This is a genomic window from Erythrobacter sp. QSSC1-22B, from assembly GCF_001678665.1.
Lineage (GTDB): Bacteria > Pseudomonadota > Alphaproteobacteria > Sphingomonadales > Sphingomonadaceae > Qipengyuania.
Genome location: NZ_LZRP01000001.1, coordinates 795,069 through 815,001, shown reverse-complemented (window position 1 = coordinate 815,001; position 19,933 = coordinate 795,069). Strand labels below are relative to the sequence as shown.

At 65.0% G+C, this 19,933-nt stretch carries 15 protein-coding genes and 1 pseudogene; 13 read left to right on the top strand and 3 right to left on the bottom strand.

Annotation, left to right across the window (positions count from 1 at the left end; genetic code table 11):
• Positions 1–288: 288 nt before the first annotated feature.
• Positions 289–1,060 (top strand): annotated as a pseudogene (locus A9995_RS17600) (EAL domain-containing protein).
• A gap of 83 nt (positions 1,061–1,143) precedes the next feature.
• On the opposite strand, the gene A9995_RS03825 reads toward A9995_RS17600, so the two are convergent.
• Positions 1,144–1,995, bottom strand: coding sequence for a pirin family protein (locus A9995_RS03825; RefSeq protein WP_067609357.1), 852 nt, complete (start codon positions 1,993–1,995; stop codon positions 1,144–1,146).
• Complete coding sequence (locus tag A9995_RS03820) at positions 1,992–2,957, bottom strand: glutathione S-transferase family protein (RefSeq protein WP_067609355.1); 966 nt, start codon at positions 2,955–2,957, stop codon at positions 1,992–1,994. The genes A9995_RS03825 and A9995_RS03820 overlap by 4 nt, the downstream gene beginning before the upstream one ends.
• Positions 2,958–3,294: 337 nt before the next feature.
• On the opposite strand from A9995_RS03820, the gene A9995_RS16490 reads away from it, so the two are divergent.
• The 10 genes from A9995_RS16490 (at position 3,295) to A9995_RS03775 (ending at position 16,367) form a co-directional block, all read left to right on the top strand.
• A complete protein-coding gene (locus A9995_RS16490) occupies positions 3,295–3,537 on the top strand; it encodes a hypothetical protein (RefSeq protein ID WP_145916774.1) in 243 nt (80 codons plus the stop codon).
• 238 nt (positions 3,538–3,775) lie between these two features.
• Positions 3,776–5,272, top strand: a complete 1,497-nt coding sequence (locus tag A9995_RS03815) for an ATPase domain-containing protein (RefSeq protein ID WP_067609353.1) — start codon at positions 3,776–3,778, stop codon at positions 5,270–5,272.
• Positions 5,273–5,274: 2 nt separating this feature from the next.
• Positions 5,275–7,665, top strand: coding sequence for a hybrid sensor histidine kinase/response regulator (locus tag A9995_RS03810; RefSeq protein ID WP_067609352.1), 2,391 nt, complete (start codon positions 5,275–5,277; stop codon positions 7,663–7,665).
• A gap of 231 nt (positions 7,666–7,896) precedes the next feature.
• Positions 7,897–9,975, top strand: coding sequence for a sensor domain-containing diguanylate cyclase (locus A9995_RS03805; RefSeq protein WP_067609350.1), 2,079 nt, complete (start codon positions 7,897–7,899; stop codon positions 9,973–9,975).
• Between the two features lie 94 nt (positions 9,976–10,069).
• The gene (locus A9995_RS03800; protein ID WP_082992437.1) at positions 10,070–10,576 is read left to right on the top strand and encodes a 2Fe-2S iron-sulfur cluster-binding protein; all 507 of its coding nucleotides are present in this window, start codon (positions 10,070–10,072) and stop codon (positions 10,574–10,576) included.
• A complete protein-coding gene (locus A9995_RS03795; protein ID WP_067609337.1) occupies positions 10,573–11,559 on the top strand; it encodes a xanthine dehydrogenase family protein subunit M in 987 nt (328 codons plus the stop codon). The genes A9995_RS03800 and A9995_RS03795 overlap by 4 nt, the downstream gene beginning before the upstream one ends.
• A complete protein-coding gene (locus A9995_RS03790; protein WP_067609334.1) occupies positions 11,556–13,748 on the top strand; it encodes a xanthine dehydrogenase family protein molybdopterin-binding subunit in 2,193 nt (730 codons plus the stop codon). Before A9995_RS03795 ends, A9995_RS03790 begins: the two co-directional genes overlap by 4 nt.
• Positions 13,749–13,750: 2 nt before the next feature.
• A complete protein-coding gene (locus A9995_RS03785) occupies positions 13,751–14,590 on the top strand; it encodes an XdhC family protein (protein WP_067609331.1) in 840 nt (279 codons plus the stop codon).
• On the top strand, positions 14,574–15,170 hold the full coding sequence (locus A9995_RS03780) for an NTP transferase domain-containing protein (RefSeq protein WP_067609329.1): 597 nt from the start codon (positions 14,574–14,576) through the stop codon (positions 15,168–15,170). The genes A9995_RS03785 and A9995_RS03780 overlap by 17 nt, the downstream gene beginning before the upstream one ends.
• Before the next feature lie 108 nt (positions 15,171–15,278).
• Positions 15,279–16,367, top strand: a complete 1,089-nt coding sequence (locus A9995_RS03775; RefSeq protein WP_067609326.1) for a CaiB/BaiF CoA-transferase family protein — start codon at positions 15,279–15,281, stop codon at positions 16,365–16,367.
• Positions 16,368–16,376: 9 nt separating this feature from the next.
• On the opposite strand, the gene A9995_RS03770 is transcribed toward A9995_RS03775, so the two are convergent.
• Positions 16,377–17,645: an acetyl-CoA C-acetyltransferase gene (locus A9995_RS03770; RefSeq protein ID WP_067609322.1), complete on the bottom strand. Its 1,269-nt coding sequence runs from the start codon at positions 17,643–17,645 to the stop codon at positions 16,377–16,379.
• A 114-nt stretch (positions 17,646–17,759) separates the two neighbouring features.
• Between A9995_RS03770 and A9995_RS03765 the strand changes: the two genes are divergently transcribed.
• Entirely contained in the window at positions 17,760–18,521 is a 762-nt protein-coding gene (locus tag A9995_RS03765) for a crotonase/enoyl-CoA hydratase family protein (protein WP_233998066.1), read from the top strand.
• A 59-nt stretch (positions 18,522–18,580) separates the two neighbouring features.
• Positions 18,581–19,744 carry an acyl-CoA dehydrogenase family protein gene (locus A9995_RS03760; protein WP_067609315.1) on the top strand — a complete coding sequence of 388 codons (1,164 nt, stop codon included), beginning with the start codon at positions 18,581–18,583 and terminating at the stop codon, positions 19,742–19,744.
• The last annotated feature ends 189 nt before the right edge of the window (positions 19,745–19,933 follow it).

The window sequence follows — 19,933 nt, the reverse complement described above, 5'->3', positions numbered from 1 at the left end:
GACTCTTAGTCTCAGCTGGCTCCCGCTTTTATCGCCGTGTGCGGGCTTGTGATCTTGCTGGCCAGTAGCCCTGTGCCGCCCAAGTACACTCCGTCTTGATCGCAGGTTTGGCGCTGGCAGCGGTTCCGCTAATCCTCGACATGAACAACATCAGTGTTGACGTGATGCCAGCGGTCGCGTGTCTGACAATCGCGTCGTTCCGGCTCGACCGCCTAGCGAACAAAACCTATCGAGGCACAACTAGGCTTCGCAAGATCGAGACGTTGCAAGGTTCTCAATTGGCCGCTGTTGCGCTGGACTCACCCGACGCGAGGGAAGATAGCGCCAGACAAGGTCGTCGCGCTTGCCGAAGAGCATGGCCGCGTCGACATGATCACCTTCTTCGTTCTAATTTACGCTCTGGTCCAGGCGCGCAAGGCGCTCGATCGCTATCCCTACTTCCGGCTCGCGATCAATATTTCGGCACTCAATCTACGCGACCGCCTGTTCGTGCCGCAGCTCGAGCCGATCATTGCGGCGCATCGTTTTCCGGTCGCCAACATTATCCTCGATTACCGAAACCGCCCCGATCGAGAATGACGAGGCCGTCTCGCAGACGATGCAGGAACTCAAGCGGATGGGGGTGAAGCTCTCGGTCGACGATTTCGGTATGGGGCACGCTTCGCTCGAGTATCTGCGACGGATTCTCGCTGACGAGGTCAAGATCGATCGCAGCTTCGTGTCGGGTATCGACACTTCCGAGGACGACCGCGCGCTGGTCGAATCGGTGATCCAGATGATCCATTCGCTGGGCCGCACTGCGGTTGCCGAAGGGGTCGAGAACGCCAGGGTCCTCGAGCTCCTGCGCGAGATGGGCTGCGAGGAAGCCCAGGGCTATTATTTTTCGCATCCGGTCGCGATGGACGACCTGCTCGCGCAAATGCCAAAGGCCGCCGCCGCCGCAAAGGGTCTTGCAATAGGGTTAATCTCTGTGGACCATACCTGTCAGCACATCCCGTGGCGACAGGAGATTCCTATGTCAATCTGGACTTGGCTTGGCGACCTTGTTTCGCCCCGCTAAATTAAGCGTCACCGATTTATGAAAGCCCCGGCCAGTCCGGGGCTTTCTTGTTTCTGGGGTAAGCGCATCGCGGGCTTGCGCCGCTAGCCCAGGCCCGCAGGATCGCCGAATACCCCGCGCTGGTAGTCCTGCAGCGCCTGGAGTATCTCCTCGCGCGTGTTCATCACGAAGGGTCCGTGCGCGACAACCGGCTCGCCGATCGGATCGGCATGGCCGTAGAGGATCACGCAGCCCGCCTCGCTCGAAACCGCCACGCCCTCGCCATCGCTCAATTGCGCCAGATGGTGCTCGGGCACCTCGCCAGAGCCGATTCGCGCCGTCCCGCGCACCGTGTAGAAAAACACGCTGCGACCCGCAGGTGCGGGGAGGGCGGCGCTGCTCCCCGCCGCCATCTCGACGGTCGCCAGCATGACGCCCGTCAGCGACGCGATCGGTGCGCCTTCGCTGCCCGAGACCGCGCGCATGCTGACCCCGGGCGCCAGTTCGACCGCCGGGATCTCCGCCGCCGTCACGGGGACATAATTCGGCTCGGCCAGTTTCAGTGCCGAGGGCAGGTTCACCCACAGCTGGAGAATCTCGAGCGGCCCGCCCTCGCGCTTGAAGCTCTTGGGAGAGAGTTCGGCATGGATGAGGCCGCGGCCCGCGGTCATCCATTGCACCCCGCCTGCCTCGACCACGCTCTCGCCGCCACCGGTGTCGCGGTGCGCGAGATTGCCCTGCAGGATGAAGGTGACCGTCTCGAACCCGCGATGCGGATGCGGACCGAAGGGCAGGCCCTGGTTGCCCGGCGGATAGGTCTGCGGCCCGTGATGATTGAGGAACAGGAATGGATCGACCTGCTCAAGTCCCGACCCGGGCACCGGCCGCCGGGTGACCAGTTCGCCGATATCCTCGCGCTGCGCCCGATGGATCGAGCGCAGGCTGCGTGCGCTCATGTCGCGGCACCCGGGACCAGCGGATCGGGGCCCGCGGGCACCACACCGGTGGGATTGATATGGTCGTGGCTCTCGTAATAATGGTGGCGGATGTGGTGGAAGTTCACCGTCTCGGCCGCGCCATCGAGCGCGTAGAGCCGCCGGATGAAAGCGGCGAGGTTGGGATAGTCCGCGATCCGGCGCAGGTTGCATTTGAAATGGCCGTGATAGACCGGGTCGAAGCGGATCAGCGTGGTCCACAGCCGGATATCGGCCTCGGTCAACTGCCCGCCGACCAGCCAGTCCTTGCCCGCCAGCCGCTCTTCCAGCTCGTCCAGCTTGGCGAACAGCGGCCCCACCGCGTGCTCATAGGCCGCTTGCGTGGTGGCGAAGCCAGCCTTGTACACCCCGTTGTTGACCGCATCGTAGACCTCGTCGTTGATCGCATCGATCTCCTCGCGATGCGCCTGCGGGTAGAGGTCGAGATCGTTCGCCCCGCAGCCATCGAAAGCGCTGCCGAGCATCCGCAGGATATCCGCGCTCTCATTGTTGACGATGGTCCCGGTCTGCTTGTCCCACAGCACCGGCACGGTGACATGGCCCGAGTAATCGGGTTTCGCCGCGGTGTAGATCTGGTGGAGATTGGACGCGCCCATCGCCGGCTCGCGCGTCACGCATTCGCCTTCGCGGAACGACCAGCCGCCTTCCTGCATCCGCCAGTGAACATTCACCAGCTCGATCTCATCGGTCAGCCCCTTGAGATGCCGCGCGACATTGGCGCGGTGCGCCCAGGGGCAGGCGAGGCTGATATACAGCCGGTAGCGCCCCGGTTCGGCCGCAAAGCCGCCCTCGCCCGTCGGTCCGGGGCTGCCGTCGGGGGTGACCCAGTTGCGAAACGCGCTCTCGTCGCGCTCGAACGCGCCGCTGTCGTCGTCGTTATAGTCCCATTCGTCGTGCCACTTGCCGTCTTTGAGAAAACCCATGTCAAATCCCTGTAAATGTCGCTTGGTAATCCAGCGAAGCGCGGCCGCATGCGTTCCGCGATCGCGTTTGGACAGAACAGAGGTGGCCATGACGGGAAGGCCGGATGCTGCCATTTGCGTCGCCCCTGGGCGGCGAGGGGGTCGGTTCAACTCCGATTTCCGGGGTTCGACCCCACGGCTGGTCACCCTCAGTGGCTTGGCTGCTTACTGCCCATCTCCGCCAAAAGCTCCCTTTCAGCTACCGACCCAGTTGCGGGCATTAGGAGCTGAGGGCATGATGACCCTAGCGAGCTTGCGGTCGAGGCCCAAAAGCTACTGGGATCAGCGAGGGGGGTGAATGAAAACAGTCTACACCGACAAATACGGCTTCTACCCGTGGGCTATGTTGTTCGTATCTTTTGTTGGGTTTTGGTCCGCCTACAGCGGGTTCTCAGAAGGCGATGGTAACAGGCTTGGCTTGGGTATTGGTTCTGGCGAAGTCTTTTTAATTCTTGCCCTCAGGCGATTTTGGAACGTTCGCGAAGCGAAGCGCGAAGGTCGAGATCCTACAATCCACCGGATCAAGGGGAATGACTGCTAACCACCCCAATCTCGGCCATAGCGGCTCGCCAGACCCCGGGTCGAAAGCCGACACTCCACTAAGACCGCGCTCGCGCACCGGGCGCCATCCGGAACTCTTCGCGCGATCCGCGATTGAGACGATCGAGCGGGTTGCGGGCAGTGCAGTTTCATCGCCCTACCTATCGAGCGGGAGCAGAGGCGGGCACGCTCAGGTGTCCGACTTGCCAAAATAGTCCAATGATATCAGGGTGGTTTGGATGAACGACAACAGCACAAGCCGCGACGGCGCGGCCCCCACAGCGACCGGGATCACGGGTCTGGACTATATCCTGCGCGGCGGCTTCCCGGCGGATCGGCTTTATCTGGTCGAGGGCACTCCCGGCACCGGCAAGACCACGCTGGCGCTCAGTTTCCTGCTCGAGGGCAGGAAGCAAGGGGAGACCGGGCTCTATATCACGCTGTCCGAAACCGGCGACGAGCTGCAGGCGGTGGCGCACTCGCATGGCTGGTCGCTCGACGGGATCGAGCTGTTCGAGCTGGTGGCCGAGAACGAATTCAGCAGCGAAAACGAACAGAGCCTGCTGCACCCCAGCGAGGTGGAGCTGGGCGAGACGGTGGCGGGGATCATCGAGCAGGTCGAGAAGGCCGATCCGGCGCGGGTGGTGCTCGACAGTCTTTCGGAACTGCGGCTGCTGGCGCAGAGTCCCTTGCGCTATCGGCGCCAGATTCTCGCGCTCAAGCACTTCTTCGCCAAGCGCGACTGCACCGTGCTGATGCTCGACGACCGGACCTCGGAACCCGGCGATCTGCAATTGCACAGCATCGCGCATGGCGTGATCTCGCTCGAACAGAGCGCGAGCGAATTCGGGTCCGAACGGCGGCGGTTGCGCGCGATCAAGATGCGCGGCCTGAAATACCGCGGCGGATATCACGATTTCAGCATCGAGAAGGGCGGGCTGCAGGTTTACCCGCGGCTGGTCGCCTCGGAGCATCACAAGGAGTTCGATTCCACGCCGGTCTCCACCGGGCTCACCGGGCTCGATGCGCTGCTGGGGGGCGGGCTGGTCCCCGGGACCAACACCTTGCTCGCCGGCCCCGCGGGGGTCGGCAAGACCACGACGGCTGTCAAATGCCTCGTCAGCGCGCTGGAACGTGGCCAGCGGGTCGCCTATTTCCTGTTCGACGAGCGGCTTGCGACGCTGCTCCAGCGCTCCACCGCGCTCGGGATGGATCTGCGGCCCTATATCGAGAGCGGCCAGCTCCGCCTGCGCCAGATCGATCCTGCCGAGCTTTCACCGGGCGAATTTGCCTGCGCGGTTCAATCGGCGGTCGAGGCGGACGGGGTCAAGATGATCGTCATCGACAGCCTCAATGCCTATATGCATGCCATGCCCAGCGACAATTTCCTCGTGCTGCAAATGCACGAGCTGCTCAGTTTCCTGAGCCAGCAGGGAATCATTTCGCTGATGATCCTGAGCCAGCATGGCTTGATGGGAGACCTGCGTTCGGACATGGATCTGAGCTATCTGGCGGACACGGTGATGCTGATGCGCTATTTCGAGGTTCAGGGCATGGTGCGCAAATCCGTGTCGGTCATCAAGACGCGCACCTCGGTCCACGAAGGGACCATTCGCGAGTTCGATATCGATCACACCGGGATCCGGATCGGAGAGCCGCTGCGGGGTTTCGACGGGGTGCTCAGCGGCAATCCGCGATATGTGCATGGCGATGACAAGTTGCTGAGAGGCAACTGAAAATGCCCGGCACCACATATGGCGGCGATGTCGCGATACTGGCGCCGCGCGGACGCGACGCGAAGGTCGCGCAGGAATTGCTCGACCAGACCGGGATAGCGTCGCTGATCGTTGCTGATCTCGCCGAATTGCAAAACCTGATCGAAGAGCACATTGGGGCGGTGCTGATTGCCGAGGAAGCGGTCGGCGAGGAGATTTCCGGCATCCGCGCGGCGCTGGCGGCGCAGCCGGCGTGGTCGGATATACCCTTTATCGTCCTGACCAGCGGCCGGGCACCCAAGCGCACTCCGGCCGAGGAAGAACGGATCGATGCGCTGGGCAATGTGGTCCTGCTTCCGCGCCCGCTCCACCGCGACGATATCGTTCGCGCGGTGCGCTCCGCGCTCAAGGCGCGGCAGCGCCAGTTCGAAGCGCGCGCGCGGATGGAGGAGCTGCGCGATTCCCAGATCAAGCTGCGCAAGAGCGAGCGCAAGTTTCACGCCATCGCCAATTCGATCGACCAGATGATCTGGTCGACCCGGCCCGACGGCTATCACGACTATTTCAACGATCGCTGGTACGAATACACAGGCGTGTCGCCCGGGTCGACCGATGGCGAGCGCTGGGTGGGCAGGTTCCACCCCGACGATCAGCAGCGCGCCTGGGAGCGCTGGCGGCACTCGCTCGATAGCGGCAAACCCTATGAGATCGAATACCGGCTGCGGGACCGTTCAGGCGAATATCGCTGGGTGCTGGGCAAGGCGCAGGCGGTGCGCGACGAGGACGGGCAGATCGCCCGCTGGTACGGCAGTTGCACCGAGATCGACGATCAGGTCCGCGTCCGCGAGGCGCTGGCAGCCTCGCAGGATCGGCTTGAGGGCGCGGTGGCGGAACGCACGCAGGAGCTGTCCGATCTCTATCGCAAGACCCCGGTGGCGCTGCTGTCTACCGATGGCGAGGGGCGCATCGTCACCGTGAGCGAACGCTGGCTGTCGTTCATGGGCTACGACCGCGCCGAGGAAGTGCTGGGCAAGCAGGTAACCGAGTTTATGGCCCCCGAGTGCCTGACCGATCACGAGGGCGCCTACAGCGAGCGGATGGCCGAGGCGAATGTGGTCTACGATCTGCCCTACACCACGATCAAGCGCAGCGGCGAGCGCGCCGAGGTGCTGGTCTCGGCGCGTTCGACCCACAACGCCGCGGGCGAGGTTGATCGGGTGATGGCCTCGGTGGTCGATGTCACCCAGCGCAAGGCTGCGGAAACGGCGCGCGACAAGGCCGAACACGCGCTGCGCCAGAGCCAGAAGCTCGAGACCATCGGCCAGCTGACCGGCGGGGTAGCGCATGATTTCAACAATTTGCTGATGGCGGTGCGCTCCAGTCTCGAACTGCTGCGCAAGCGGTTGCCCGAAGGCGACAAACGCGCCCACAGCTATCTCGCCAACGCGCTCGCGGGCACCGAACGCGGCGCCACGCTGACCCAGCGGATGCTGGCTTTCGCGCGCAAGCAGGAGCTCGATCCCCAGCCGGTCGATGTCGCCGCGCTGCTGCCGGGGATGCGCGATCTGCTCGAGCGGTCGCTCGGCCCCGAGATGGATATCGCGCTCGATCTGGGGAAGGATATTCCGCCCGCGCTGGTCGATGCCAACCAGCTCGAGATGGCGGTGCTCAACCTCGCGGTGAACGCGCGCGACGCGATGGAGGGCAGCGGGCGGCTGGCGATCCGGCTGGACTGCGTGCACGCCGGGCCGGGATCGCCGCAGCTCGAACCGGGCGAATACGTCCGCATCCGCGTCGAGGACACCGGCGCCGGGATGGATGCCGAAACCCTGGCGCGCGCGATGGAGCCGTTCTTCACCACCAAGGGGGTCGGGAGCGGGACCGGGCTGGGGCTGTCGATGGTTCACGGGCTGACCAGCCAGCTGGGCGGGTCGTTTCAATTGCAAAGTCGGCCGGGCGAGGGCACCACGGCGGCGATGTATCTGCCGGTCGCGAGCGATGGACCGGCTGGCCCGGCCATCGTGTCCGCTCCCGCGGAACAGCCCGGAGATGCGTTCAAGCCCTTGAAAATCCTGGCCGTCGACGACGACGCGCTGGTGCTGTTCGGCACCGTTGCGCTGCTCGAGGATTTGGGCCACGAGGTCCAGGAGGCCGGCTCGGGCGCGCAGGCTCTCGACATGCTGTCCAAGCGCGATGATGTCGATCTTGTGATCACCGATCAGGCGATGCCAAACATGACCGGCGTGGCACTGGCACGCGAAATCCACCGCGACCGCCCCGATCTCCCCGTCGTCCTCGCCAGCGGCTATGCCGAGATGCCCGAGGGCGCCAAGCAGGATATCGTCGCCCGGCTGGAGAAGCCCTTCAGCCACGATGACCTGGACGGCGTCATCCGCACGATCTTCGCCGGCTGACACGGGCGACGGAGTTGAAGTTTAAAAAGCGGGTGTTTGCACCCGATATATGCTAAGTATTGGCCAATCCGTGCTTGCGGTCGAAAATCCGTGCGAGCCCCGGGTATGACGTTCGCCCCGCGTATCTCCGGTTTCAGACAGCCACGGCCATGGAATTCCTTACGCCCGTTATATCCGAATCCGCGCCCCTCGACCTCGACAATGGAAGGGTGCATGACGGCAACCGCTCCCATGACCACTGATCCAATCGCCGATTCCCAAAGCCCGGCTCACGATGCCACGCGCCGTTGCGATGTGGAACCGATCCACACGCCCGGTTCGATCCAGCCGCATGGCCTGCTGTTGTTGTTCGATGCAGCCTCGGGACTGTTGCGCCACCGGGCGGGGGATTGCGAGCGGTTGCTTGGCCTCGAATCGGACAACAATCCGAGTGCGCAAGACCTGCTGGGGATTACGATCGACGATCTGATCGTCTCCTGCCTGCTCAACCTCAACGACGAACCGGTCTACGTCGGTCTTGCACGAGCGCACGACCGGCGCCCGCTGGCTATGATGGCGCATCGCACGGGATGCTTCGTCGCGGTCGAGCTGTTCGAAGCAGAGATCGAGGGCAGCGTTGCCTCGGCGCTGGATATGGCGGGCGCGATCTTCAACCGGATCAATGCCAGTCAGAACCTTGTCGATGCCTGCGCCATCGGGGTCGATCAGGTGCGCGCTATCAGCGGTTTCGATAGCGTGATGATCTATCGGTTCCGCGACGACGGCAGCGGGTCCGTTATCGCCGAGTCCCGGATCGCGCAGGCGACGAAATATCTCGGGCACCGTTTCCCCGCGTCGGACATCCCGCGTCAGGCGCGCGAGCTTTTTCGCCGCAACTTCATCCGCATGACCCCCGATGTGGGCTATGATCCGGCGCCAATCATGCCCCCGCCCAGCGGCGCGCCGATCGACATGTCGCATTGTATCCTGCGTTCGGTCGCGCCGATCCATATCGAATATATGAAAAACATGGGGCTGGGCGCCTCGATGTCGATCTCGCTCATGGTCCAGGGCGAATTGTGGGGGCTGGTCGTGTGCCACCATTACGCGCCTCGGCTGGTCCCGGTTGAGGCGCAATTGTTCTGCCGCCACGTCGGGGCCTCTCTATCGGCCTTTGTCCTCGCCTTCGAACGTGCGGAGGCCGTCCGGCTGGAGGCGATCCAGACCGCCGCGCTGGATTCCATTCTCGAGAGCACGCTTACCAGTGACGATCCCGAGCGACGTCTCAGAACTTCCTGCGATGAGCTGAAGCGGCTTTTCGACTGCGGTGGCTTCGTGCTGGTGGGCGATGCTGGACTGATCGCCGGGGCGGGCCACTATCCGGATGGCGAACGATTGTCCCGATTGTCGTCCTTTGTCACTTCACGCCTGCAGGGTCGGCAGAGCTATGCGACCGATCGGTTGAGCGAGGAACTCGCCGGTGCGGAGGAATTGGCCACCGACGCCAGCGGCGTATTGGCCATCAGGCTTCAGACCTCGCGTCCCCTGCTGGCGATGTGGCTGCGGCCGGAGCAAATCGAGGAGATCGACTGGGCGGGTGATCCGCGCAAGGACGATGGACTGTCCGGGACCGCGCAATCCCTGTCGCCGCGCAATTCCTTCGCTGCCTGGCGGGAGACCGTAAGGGGGCGCTCGCGCCCTTGGGCTCGCCGCCAGATCGTGGCTGTGGAGCTGTTTCGCACCCGGGTCGGCTATGCCATGCAGCGCTTTCGTCTCGCAAAAGCCAATGCCGAGCTGGGCGAGGCCAATGCGCTGCTTGCCAAGCAGGCTACCACCGATCCGCTGACCGGGCTTTCCAATCGTCGACTGTTCGACGATTGCCTCCAGAAAGAATGGGCACGGGCTGAGCGTGAGGGCAGCCCGGTCGCGTTGATCGCGATCGATATCGACCATTTCAAGAAATACAACGACAGCTTCGGCCACCCTGCCGGCGACGAATGCCTCAAACAGGTGGCTCAGGCGATCGGCGGCACCTGTCGCGAGATCGACATCGCGGCGCGAACGGGAGGCGAGGAGTTCGCTTTGCTTTTGCCCGGGATCGACGCCGCGGGTGCCGCCATCGTGGCCGAGCGAGTGCGGACCGCCATCGAGGCCTTGGGCATCGAGCACCCCCACCCCGAACACAGGGTGATCACTATCAGTCTCGGGGTAGCGGCAGCATCGCCATCCGAGACCGGCGATGCGGCGGCGCTGATCCGCGCGGCGGACCGGGCGCTTTACCGCGTCAAGGCGACCAGTCGCAACGGCATCGCGGTCGACGGCGAGGGTTAGCGGCGCAGGATCCCCGGTCCAGGTCTGCAAGAAAAGCCGTGGCGGCGGACACTTCTGCGCGTGACGTGCGTTCGATCGGTTGGAGGAGCTTGCAGTGCCGATCACGATCAATTCCCAGACCTACGACTTGCCCGAAGATAACCGAGTCACCCTGCTCGATTTCCTGCGCCATGATCTTGGCCTGCCAGGGACCAAGAAGGGTTGCGACCATGGCCAGTGCGGCGCCTGTACCGTGCTCGTCGACGGAATGCGGATCAACAGCTGCCTGTCGCTAGCCGCGATGCACGATGGCGATCACATCACCACCATCGAGGGACTGGGCACGCCCGCTGCGCCTTCGAAGCTGCAGCAGGCCTTCGTGGAGCATGATGGCTATCAATGCGGCTATTGCACCCCGGGGCAGATCTGCTCGGCGACCGCGATGCTGCAGGAGATTGCCAATGGCTGGCCGAGCGATGCCAGCGACAGCCTCGAAGGCCCGATGGTGGTCAGCGGGGCGGAAATCCGCGAGCGGATGAGCGGCAATCTGTGCCGCTGCGGCGCCTACGCCAATATCGTCGCCGCTATCGAGGATGTGGCAGCGGCGGAGGACGCGGCATGAAGCCCTTCGATTTCCAACGCGCCGACCGGCTCGAACACGCCGCGCAGCTCTGCGCCGACGAGGGCACCAGGGCGATCGCCGGCGGGACCAATCTGATCGATCTGATGAAGCTGCAGGTGGAAACGCCGCAGACGCTGGTCGATATCCACCGCCTGCCGCTCGGTCGCATCGACGATACGGACGATGGCGGCCTGAGGATCGGCGCGCTCGCGACCAATACCGCAACCGCGGTCCACGAGCGGGTGCGCCGCGAGTATCCGCTGCTTGCCCGCGCGATCCTGGCCGGGGCGAGCCAGCAATTGCGCAACAAGGCGACCACCGGCGGCAATCTGTGCCAGCGGACGCGGTGCTATTACTTCACGAACATCGACCAGCCCTGCAACAAGCGCGAGCCCGGCTCGGGTTGCGGTGCGCTGAAAGGCGTCGCGCGGCTCCACGCGGTGCTCGGCACCAGCGACGAGTGCATCGCCACCTATCCCGGCGACATGGCGGTCGCGATGGCGGCACTGGGTGCCGTTGTCGAGATCGCCGACGCAAAGGGCCACACCCGCAACGTGCCGGTGCGCGATTTCCATTGCCTGCCCGGCGATACGCCGTGGCGCGACAATGTGCTGGAGGATGGCGAGATCATCACTGCGGTGATCCTGCCCCCACCGGTCGCAGGACGACAGCTCTACCGCAAGGTCCGCGAGCGGTCGTCCTATGCCTTCGCCATGGTCTCGGTCGCTGCAATCGTCGCGCTTGAGGATGGCCGCTTCACCCGCGCCGATCTCGCCTTTGGCGGCTTGGCGCACAAGCCTTGGCAGGACCCGCGGTTGAGCGCGCTGCTGCTGGGCAAGGAACCCTCGGCAAAGCTGTTCGACGAGGCTGCCGATGTGCTGCTCGACGGCGCGCAGAGCTATGGCGAGAATGCCTACAAGATACCGCTGGCACGGCGTACGCTGACCGCGGTGCTGGCCGAAGCGACGGGGATGGAACTGTGAGCGCGCATCTAAAGCAGGACGAACCCGATACCCGCAATGTGCTCGACGGCATGGAGCAGGGCATCATTGGCCAGCCGCTGGCGCGTCCCGACGGGCTCGCCAAAGTCACCGGGACCGCGCCCTATGCGGCCGAATACCCGGTCGCCGACTGTCTCGAAGGCGTGCTGGTCACCGCACCCTTTACCCGGGGGGAGATCACGGCGATCGACAAGGCCTCGGTCTTGTCGATGCCCGGCGTGGTCGCGGTGATCGATGACGAGCGGCTGACGGCGCGCGCGGCTCAGGGCACCGCGGGCGAAGCTCCGGAGCAGCCCGCTCGCGAGGTCGGCTATTTCGGCCAGCCGATCGCATTGGTGGTGGCGCAGAGCTTCGAACAGGCGCGCGACGCGGCCAAGCATCTGACCTTCGACTACCGAGCCGACGATCTCGACGATGTCCCGCTCGATCCCGAAACGGCCGGGGCCGAACCTCAGGACGGCGCCACACGGCAGGGCGATCTCGCGCAGGCGATGAGCGCGGCGGCGCACAGCGTCGATGTGACCTACACCACCGAAGGCCACAATTCGGCGGCGATGGAACCGCACGCGGCGATCGCGCAATGGGATGGGACAAAGCTGACCGTCCACGCCTCGCTGCAGATGCTCAACTACAACATCGCCGAACTGGCCGATGCGCTGGGCCTTCAGGAGGAACAGGTGAGGCTGATCTCGCGCTATGTCGGCGGTGGCTTTGGCTCCAAGCTCGGCATCAGCGAGGAGACGGTAGCCGCCTCGATCGCAGCGATGGAGCTGGAGCGCCCGGTACGCGTGGTGCTCAGCCGCCAGCAGGTTTTCCAGACAATCATGCGCCGTTCCGAGACGAAGCAGCGTCTGCGCCTCTCCGCCGATAAGGACGGGCACCTGACCGGTTTTGGACACGAGGCCCGCGTCTCGCAATTGCCGGGCGAGACCTTCGCCGAGCCGGTGCTGCAATCGAGCGAGTTCCTTTATGCCGGCGAGAACCGCCTGCTCCAGCTTGAGGTCGCGCGCATCCACCGGATGACGGCGGGCTCGGTCCGTGCGCCGGGCGAGGCGGTCGGGATGCCGGCGCTCGAATCGGCGATGGACATGCTGGCCCAGCAGGTCGGGATCGATCCGGTCGAACTGCGGCTGCGCAATATTCCCGAACGCCACCCCTCCGAAGGGCTGCCCTATTCGTCTCGCAAGCTTGCCGAATGCCTCGAGCAGGGGGCGAAGGCCTTCGGTTGGGACAGCGGCGCGCGCCAACCGCGCCAGCACCGCGACGGCGAATGGTGGATCGGCACCGGCATGGCGAGCGCGGCTCGGGTGCACAATGTCGCCGAGGCGCGCGCGCGGGTGACGCTCAAACCCGATGGCACGGCTTTGGTCGAGACCGACATGACCGATATCGGCACGGGCACCTATTCCATCGTCGGCCAGGTTGCGGGCGAGATGCTCGGCCTGCCGATGGACCAGGTACTGGTCGAGCTCGGCGATACGGAATTTCCGCGCGGGCCAGGCTCGGGCGGGAGCTGGGGCGCATCCTCGATCGGCTCGGCGGTGTTCGTCGCATGCGAGGAATTGCGGGCGAAGCTTGCCAGCAAGGCGGGCGTATCTACCGACGAACTCAAGCTCAAGGATGGCGGCGTGGTCGGCGGCGCAACGCTGGTCGAATTGCTCGATGGCGAAGAACTTTCGTTCGAGGGGCATTACGAGCCCGGCGATATCGCGGACGACTACACCGCCTCGGGCTATGGCGCCTTCTTCGCGCAGGTGCGGGTCAACCGCTTCACCGGCGAGACGCGGGTCGACCGCATGCTCGGCGCCTTCGGCTTCGGCCGGGTGCTCAACGCCAAGACCGCACGCTCGCAATGCCTAGGCGGGATCGTCTGGAGCATCGGCACCGCGCTGACCGAATCGCTGCTCTTCGATCCGGTCGATGGCCATGTGGTCAATTGCGATCTCGCCGAATACCACGTCCCGGTCCATCGCGATGTCCCCGATCTGGAGGTGATCATGGTCGAGGAACGCGATCCCGCCGCCAGCCCGATCCAGGCCAAGGGGATCGGCGAGCTGGGGATGTGCGGCGGCGCCGCGGCGATCGGAAACGCGATCTACAACGCCTGCGGCGCGCGGGTGCTCAGCTTCCCGATGACCCCCGACAAGGTGATCGCGGCGATGCCCGATTGACGATGCTGCGGACGGACTCGCCACAGGTTTTCGATCAGGATCACGCCGCGCTTGCAGCCGCCTGCGAGCCGGGCGTGGCGCTGTGCACTATCGTCGGGATCGAAGGCAGCTTCTCGCGCCGGATCGGTGCGCAGCTGGCGGTGCTGCCCGATGGCGGGGTGGTCGGCGATCTCGCCGATGGCTGCCTTGAAAGCCAGCTTGCCGCGGATATCCGCGATTTCGACGGGCCGGTGGTCCGGCGCTATGGTCGTGGCTCGGATGTCATCGACTTCCGCCTGCCTTGCGGCGGGGGGCTGGACATATTGCTCGATCCCGCTCCCGACAGAAGTGCCTGCCGCGAGGCATTGGCGCTCCTGCAGGCGCGCCGGCCTGCCGAACTGCAGTTGCCGGACGTGGGGCAAATGCGTCGCCGCGCATACATCCCTGCACTGCGGCTGCGCGCCTATGGCGAGGGGCCCGAACTGGCGACACTCGCGCGGCTCGCGCGGGCTTCCGGCATCGAGATCGAGGCTATCGACAAGTCTCGGCTGACCTTGGGCAAAGCGCCGGGGCTGGTTCCGACGGACCGCTGGACCGCCGTGATCCTGCTGTTCCACGATCACGAATGGGAGGCCGCGCTGCTCGAGGACGCGCTGGCGGGACAGGCCTTCTACATCGGCGCGCAGGGCGGCGAGAACGCGCGCGCGCAACGAACGATGACGTTGCTTTCCCGTGGCGCGCGGGAGGAGGATATCGCCCGGCTGCGCAGCCCGATTGGGCTGCTCCACGCCTGCCGGACACCGCAGGCGCTGGCGCTTTCGACTCTGGCCGAGGTGGTCGGCCTCTATGACGGCTTGCGCTGACCCGCTCGACCCGTCGATCGCGGTCGCATTGCTGGCTGCCGGTCGCGGGGAGCGGTTCACGGGAGACAAGCTGGCGGCCGAGCTGGATCAGCGCCCGCTTTGGGAATTCGCTGCGCAAGCCGCGCTTCGTGCAGGCTTCTTGACCCGCTTCGTGGTGGCAAGCGAGCATTCCGCATGCCTGTTCTCCGGAGCCCCATGGCAAACCGTGGTGAATGCCCGCGCGAGCGAGGGGCTGGCCAGTTCGATCCGTTGCGCGGCGCAAGTGGCGAAGAATTGCTCGCGGCTCGTCCTCCTGCTCGCCGACATGCCTTTTGTCGAAGCCGGGCATCTGCGCCGTCTCGCGCAGGGCGACGGAGCGGTGTTCACACTCTATCCCGACGGCAGGCGGGGCAATCCGGCAGGGTTTCCCGCTGCCATGTTTGCGCGTCTCGGCGGCTTGCGCGGCGACCGCGGAGCGGGCGGGCAGGGCTGGAGCGATGGCGCGGATGCCTTGTCGCCCCTCTCGCCCGACAGCCTGTTCGATATCGACACTGCCGCAGACCTTGCGCTCGCAAAAGCCCGATTGCCTGTCGAACGCTGAGGCGTGCAACTGGCGCAGCCGCAATTCCTCCTCCATGTGGGCGGCGGCTAAATCGATGCAGACCGCCGAACCGGGTGGGGCTGCGAGCAAAACAAACGAGGAATGCACATGGGCAGACTGTCCGGAATCACCGTCGTCGATCTGACGCAATTTCTGCCCGGTCCGATGATGACCGTGATGATGGCCGATCACGGCGCGCGGGTGATCAAGATCGAACCGCTGGCGGGCGATCCGGCGCGCGATCAGGGGCCGTTCGAGGCGGGGCACTCGGTCTGGTTTGCCAATTGCAACCGCGGCAAGGAAAGCCGCGCGCTCGATCTCAAGAGTGCCGAAGGCAAGGCCGCGCTCGTCGAATTGTGCCGCGAGGCGGATGTCTTCGTCGAGGGGTTCCGCCCCGGGGTGATGGCGCGGCTGGGGTTCGATTACGAGGCGGTGCGCGCGCTCAACCCGGCAATCGTCTATTGCTCGATCACCGCCTTCGGGCAGGACGGCGCGCTGGCGCAGCATCCCGCGCACGATATGGCGGTGCAGGCGCTGGCGGGCTTCCTCGCGGTCAACGACGGGCCCGATGGCGCGCCGGTGGTGCCCGGGGTGGCGAGTTCGGATATGGCGGCGGGGCTAACCGCGCTCTCGGCGGTCCTGATGGCGCTGCTGGGGCGCGAACGCAGCGGCGAGGGCGCCTATATCGACTGCGCGATGTTCGACAGCCTGCTGCCATGGTGCGCGCACACCGCGGGCAGCGCGATCGCGGGTGGCGAAAGCCCGCGCTCGGCCAGCCAGCGCTCACTCGGGGGCGCGGGATTGTATCAGGTCTATCGCACCGCCGACGGTCGCCATGTCGCGCTGGGGGGGCGCGAGATCAAGTTTGCCAAGGTCCTGCTGGCGGCGCTGGGGCGCGAGGACCTGCTACCCTATGCGGATGCCCCCGCGGGCGAGCAGGAGCCGTTGATCGCGTTTTTGCGCGAGACATTCGCCAGCAGATCGCGCGACGAGTGGGTGGACTGGTTCGCCGACAAGGATGTCGCCTTCGCGCCGGTGCTCGATTTTCGCGAAGCGCTCGACCAGCCGCATATCGCCGAGCGCGGGCTGCTGGTCGAAACCGACGAAGGCGCGCACCACATAGCCCCGCCGATCCGCTTTGCCGGGGAGGAGTGGGAGCCGGGCGTGGTGCCCGAACTCCCAACCGCTCCTCGCTAGATCCGAGAATCAGTCGACGAAATCCGCGACCCGCTCGATGATGATTGCCGGGGCCATGCCGCCTGCGGCGCACATGGTGACGAGGCCGTAGCGCTTGTTCTGCCGCTCCAGCTCGTCGATCATGGTGCCGATCAGGATCGAACCGGTCGCGCCGATCGGGTGGCCCAGCGCGATCGAGCCGCCGTTGACGTTGACCTTGTCCCAGTCGAGCCCGAGATCGCGAACGAATTTGGCCGCGACCACCGCGAAGGCCTCGTTGATCTCGAACAGGTCGATGTCGTCCACCGTCAGCCCTGCTTTTTCGAGCACCTTCCTCGCGGCCGGGACCGGGGCGTTGAGCATCAGCGTGGGGTCATCGCCCATATTGGCGGTGGCGACGATGCGGGCGCGCGGCTTGAGACCGTGCTTCTGCGCGTAGGCCTTGCTGGTCACCAGCACCGCCGCGGCGCCATCGACCACGCCCGAGCTGTTGCCAGCATGGTGGAAGTGCTCGATCTCGAGATCGGGGTATTTGCGGTTGATCAGACCGCGGAAGGTGGTGCCGTTCTGGTCGAGCGGGACATCGGCGATCTTGGTGAAGGCGGGTTCGAGCGCGGCCAGCCCTTCGCGCGTGGTCTGCGGGCGGGGGAACTCCTCTTGGTCCAGCAATACCGTGCCCTCGTCGTCGACCACCGAGACCAACGACTTGTCGAAACGACCTTCCTTGATCGCCTGCGCGGCGAGTTGCTGGCTGCGATAGCCGACCTCGTCCAGTTCCTCGCGGGTGAAGCCTTCCTGGGTGGCGATGGCATCGCCGCACACGCCCTGGTGGCTCTGCGGGTGCGATTGCTGCAGCCGCTCGTTGTAGCTGCCCATCATCGGCGGCTTCATGCCTGCAGCCATCTTGTCGCGCGCCAGCTGGCCGGTGAGGCTCATCATCTCGGTGCCGCCCGCGACCACACAATCTTCCATCCCGCTCATGACCTGCGCCGCGGCGAGGCTGACGCTGGTGATTCCGCCGCCGCAGAAGCGGTCGAGCGTGGTGCCCGAGCTGGTGACGTCGTAGCCGGCGTCGAGCGCGGCCATCCGGCCCAGGTCGCCGCCCTGCATCCCGTCCTGCGTGCTGACCGACCAGATCACGTCGTCGACCGTGGCGGTATCGAGCTTGTTGCGGCTGGCAATGGCCTTGAGAACGGTGGCGGCAAGGTGTTGCGGATGCTGGTCGGCAAGCGCGCCCTTGCCCTGTTTTCCGATCCCGCGCGGGGTGCGGACAGCGTCGATTATATAAGCCTGGGACATGCAGTGTTCTCCTCTCCGGTCGCGCCTTTTGCGGCGATTGCCGGTTGACGTAGGCGTAAGCCTGCCGCAGCTAGGGCGCAAGACCAGTTTCACATTGCAATGGGAGATGAGCCTGTGAGCGAAGAAGTCCTGACCCAGGTCGAAGACGGCATTCTGATCGTCACGATCAACCGCCCCGAAGCCAAGAACGCCATGAACAAGGCCGCCGCCGAGGGCATCGCTGCGGCGATGGACCGGCTCGACGAGGATGACGACCTGCGGGTCGCGATCCTCACCGGTGCGGGCGGAACCTTCTGTTCGGGGATGGACCTCAAGGGCTTCCTGCGCGGCGAATCCCCGAGCATCGAAGGCCGCGGTTTCGGCGGCATCACCCAGCAGGGTCCGTCCAAGCCGCTGATCGCCGCGGTCGAGGGCTATGCGCTGGCGGGCGGCATGGAGCTGATGATTTCCTGCGATCTGGTGGTCGCCAACAAGGATGCCAAATTCGGTATTCCCGAAGCCAAGCGCGGGCTCGCTGCCGCGGCAGGCGGGCTGATGAAGCTGCCCGATCTGATCCCCCCCAAGATCGCGATGGAGCTGGCGCTGACCGGTGAATTCATCGACGCGACCCGAGCCTACGAACTGGGCCTGGTCAACCGCGTGGTCGAGGGCTCGGCTCTCGATGCGGCCAAGGAACTGGCAGCCAAGATCAACGAGAATGGCCCGCTGGCGGTCCGCGTCTCGAAGCAGATCGTCGACCAGTCGCGCGGCTGGAGCCTGGAAGAGCGCTGGGACGAGCAGGCCAAACTGCTGCCCAAGGTCTTCATGAGTGAGGATGCGCGCGAAGGCGCCGCCGCTTTCGCCGAAAAGCGCAAGCCGAACTGGAAGGGCAAGTAAGCGCGCGGGACAAGCGCGCGACTGCCTTTGAATAACCCCTGAGAGAGGATCATGCTACAATGCCCGTAATCGACATTCCGCCGCCCGAGTTCATGGACGACGAGGAAATCTCGATCTTCGCCGATGCCGTTGGCAAATTCTACGAAAAGCACGCCCCCGAAAAGCGCGTCGCCAAATGGCGCGAGGATGGCCAGGTCGAGCGCGAGTTCTGGAACGAGGCGGGCGAGGCCGGTCTGCTCGGCGTTTCGGTGCCCGAGGAATACGGCGGCCATGGCGGCGATTTCCGCCACGACATGGTGGTCATCGACCAGCAGGGCAAACACAATGTCGATGGCTTCGCCGCCAGCCTGCACAACACCGTGATCCTGCCATATCTGGTCCGCCACGGGACCGAGGAGCAGAAGAAGCGCTACCTGCCGAAGCTGGTCAGCGGCGAGCTGGTGAGCGCGATCGCGATGACCGAGCCGGGTGTCGGATCGGATCTGCAGAGCATCACCACCACCGCGCTCAAGGATGGCAATGGCTACCGGCTCAACGGCGCGAAAACCTACATCTCCAACGGCCAGATCGCCGATTTCATCATCGTCGTCGCCAAGACCGATCCCAAGGAACGCGCCAAGGGTATTTCGCTGCTGCTGTTCGAGACCGAAGGCGCCGAGGGCTTCCAGCGCGGCAAGAAGCTCGACAAGATCGGGCTCGATGCGCAGGACACCTCCGAGCTGTTCTTCGACGATGTCTTCGTACCCGCCGAGAACGTGCTCGGCGGTGTGGAAGGCAAGGGCTTCTACCAGCTGATGGGCGAGCTGCCGCAGGAACGGCTGATCATCGCCATGGGTGCGATCAGCGGGATCGAGCGCGCGCTCGATGTGACGGTCGAATTCGTCAAGGAGCGCAAGGCATTCGGCCAGACGGTGTGGGACTTCCAGAATACCCAGTTCGTGCTCGCCGACCTCAAGGCGAAAGGCACCGCCGCACGGGTCTTCGTCAACGACTGCATCTCCAAGCATCTCGAGGGCAAGCTCGATGTGCCCACCGCCTGCATGGCCAAATACTGGGTCACCGAACTGCAGAGCGAAGTGGTCGACAAATGCCTCCAGCTGCATGGCGGCTCGGGCTATATCAACGACTACCCGATCGCGCGGATGTATCGCGACAGCCGCATCACGCGGATTTTCGGCGGTTCGAACGAGATCATGCGGATGGTGATCGCCCGCTCGATGTAGTCGCAGGGTGCGCGTTCCCTGAAAAAGACGGCCGCCGGATAGCGTTCCGGCGGCCGTTTTGCGTTTCGGCAGGCCGATCCGGGAGAGCTGGTTGATGAAACACATCGCCCTCCGCCGGTCGTTGCGTCAACGAGCTTTCCCGAGATCGGATCACGGTGAGAAAGAGTCGCTGCGAGGCCAGTGGGCTGG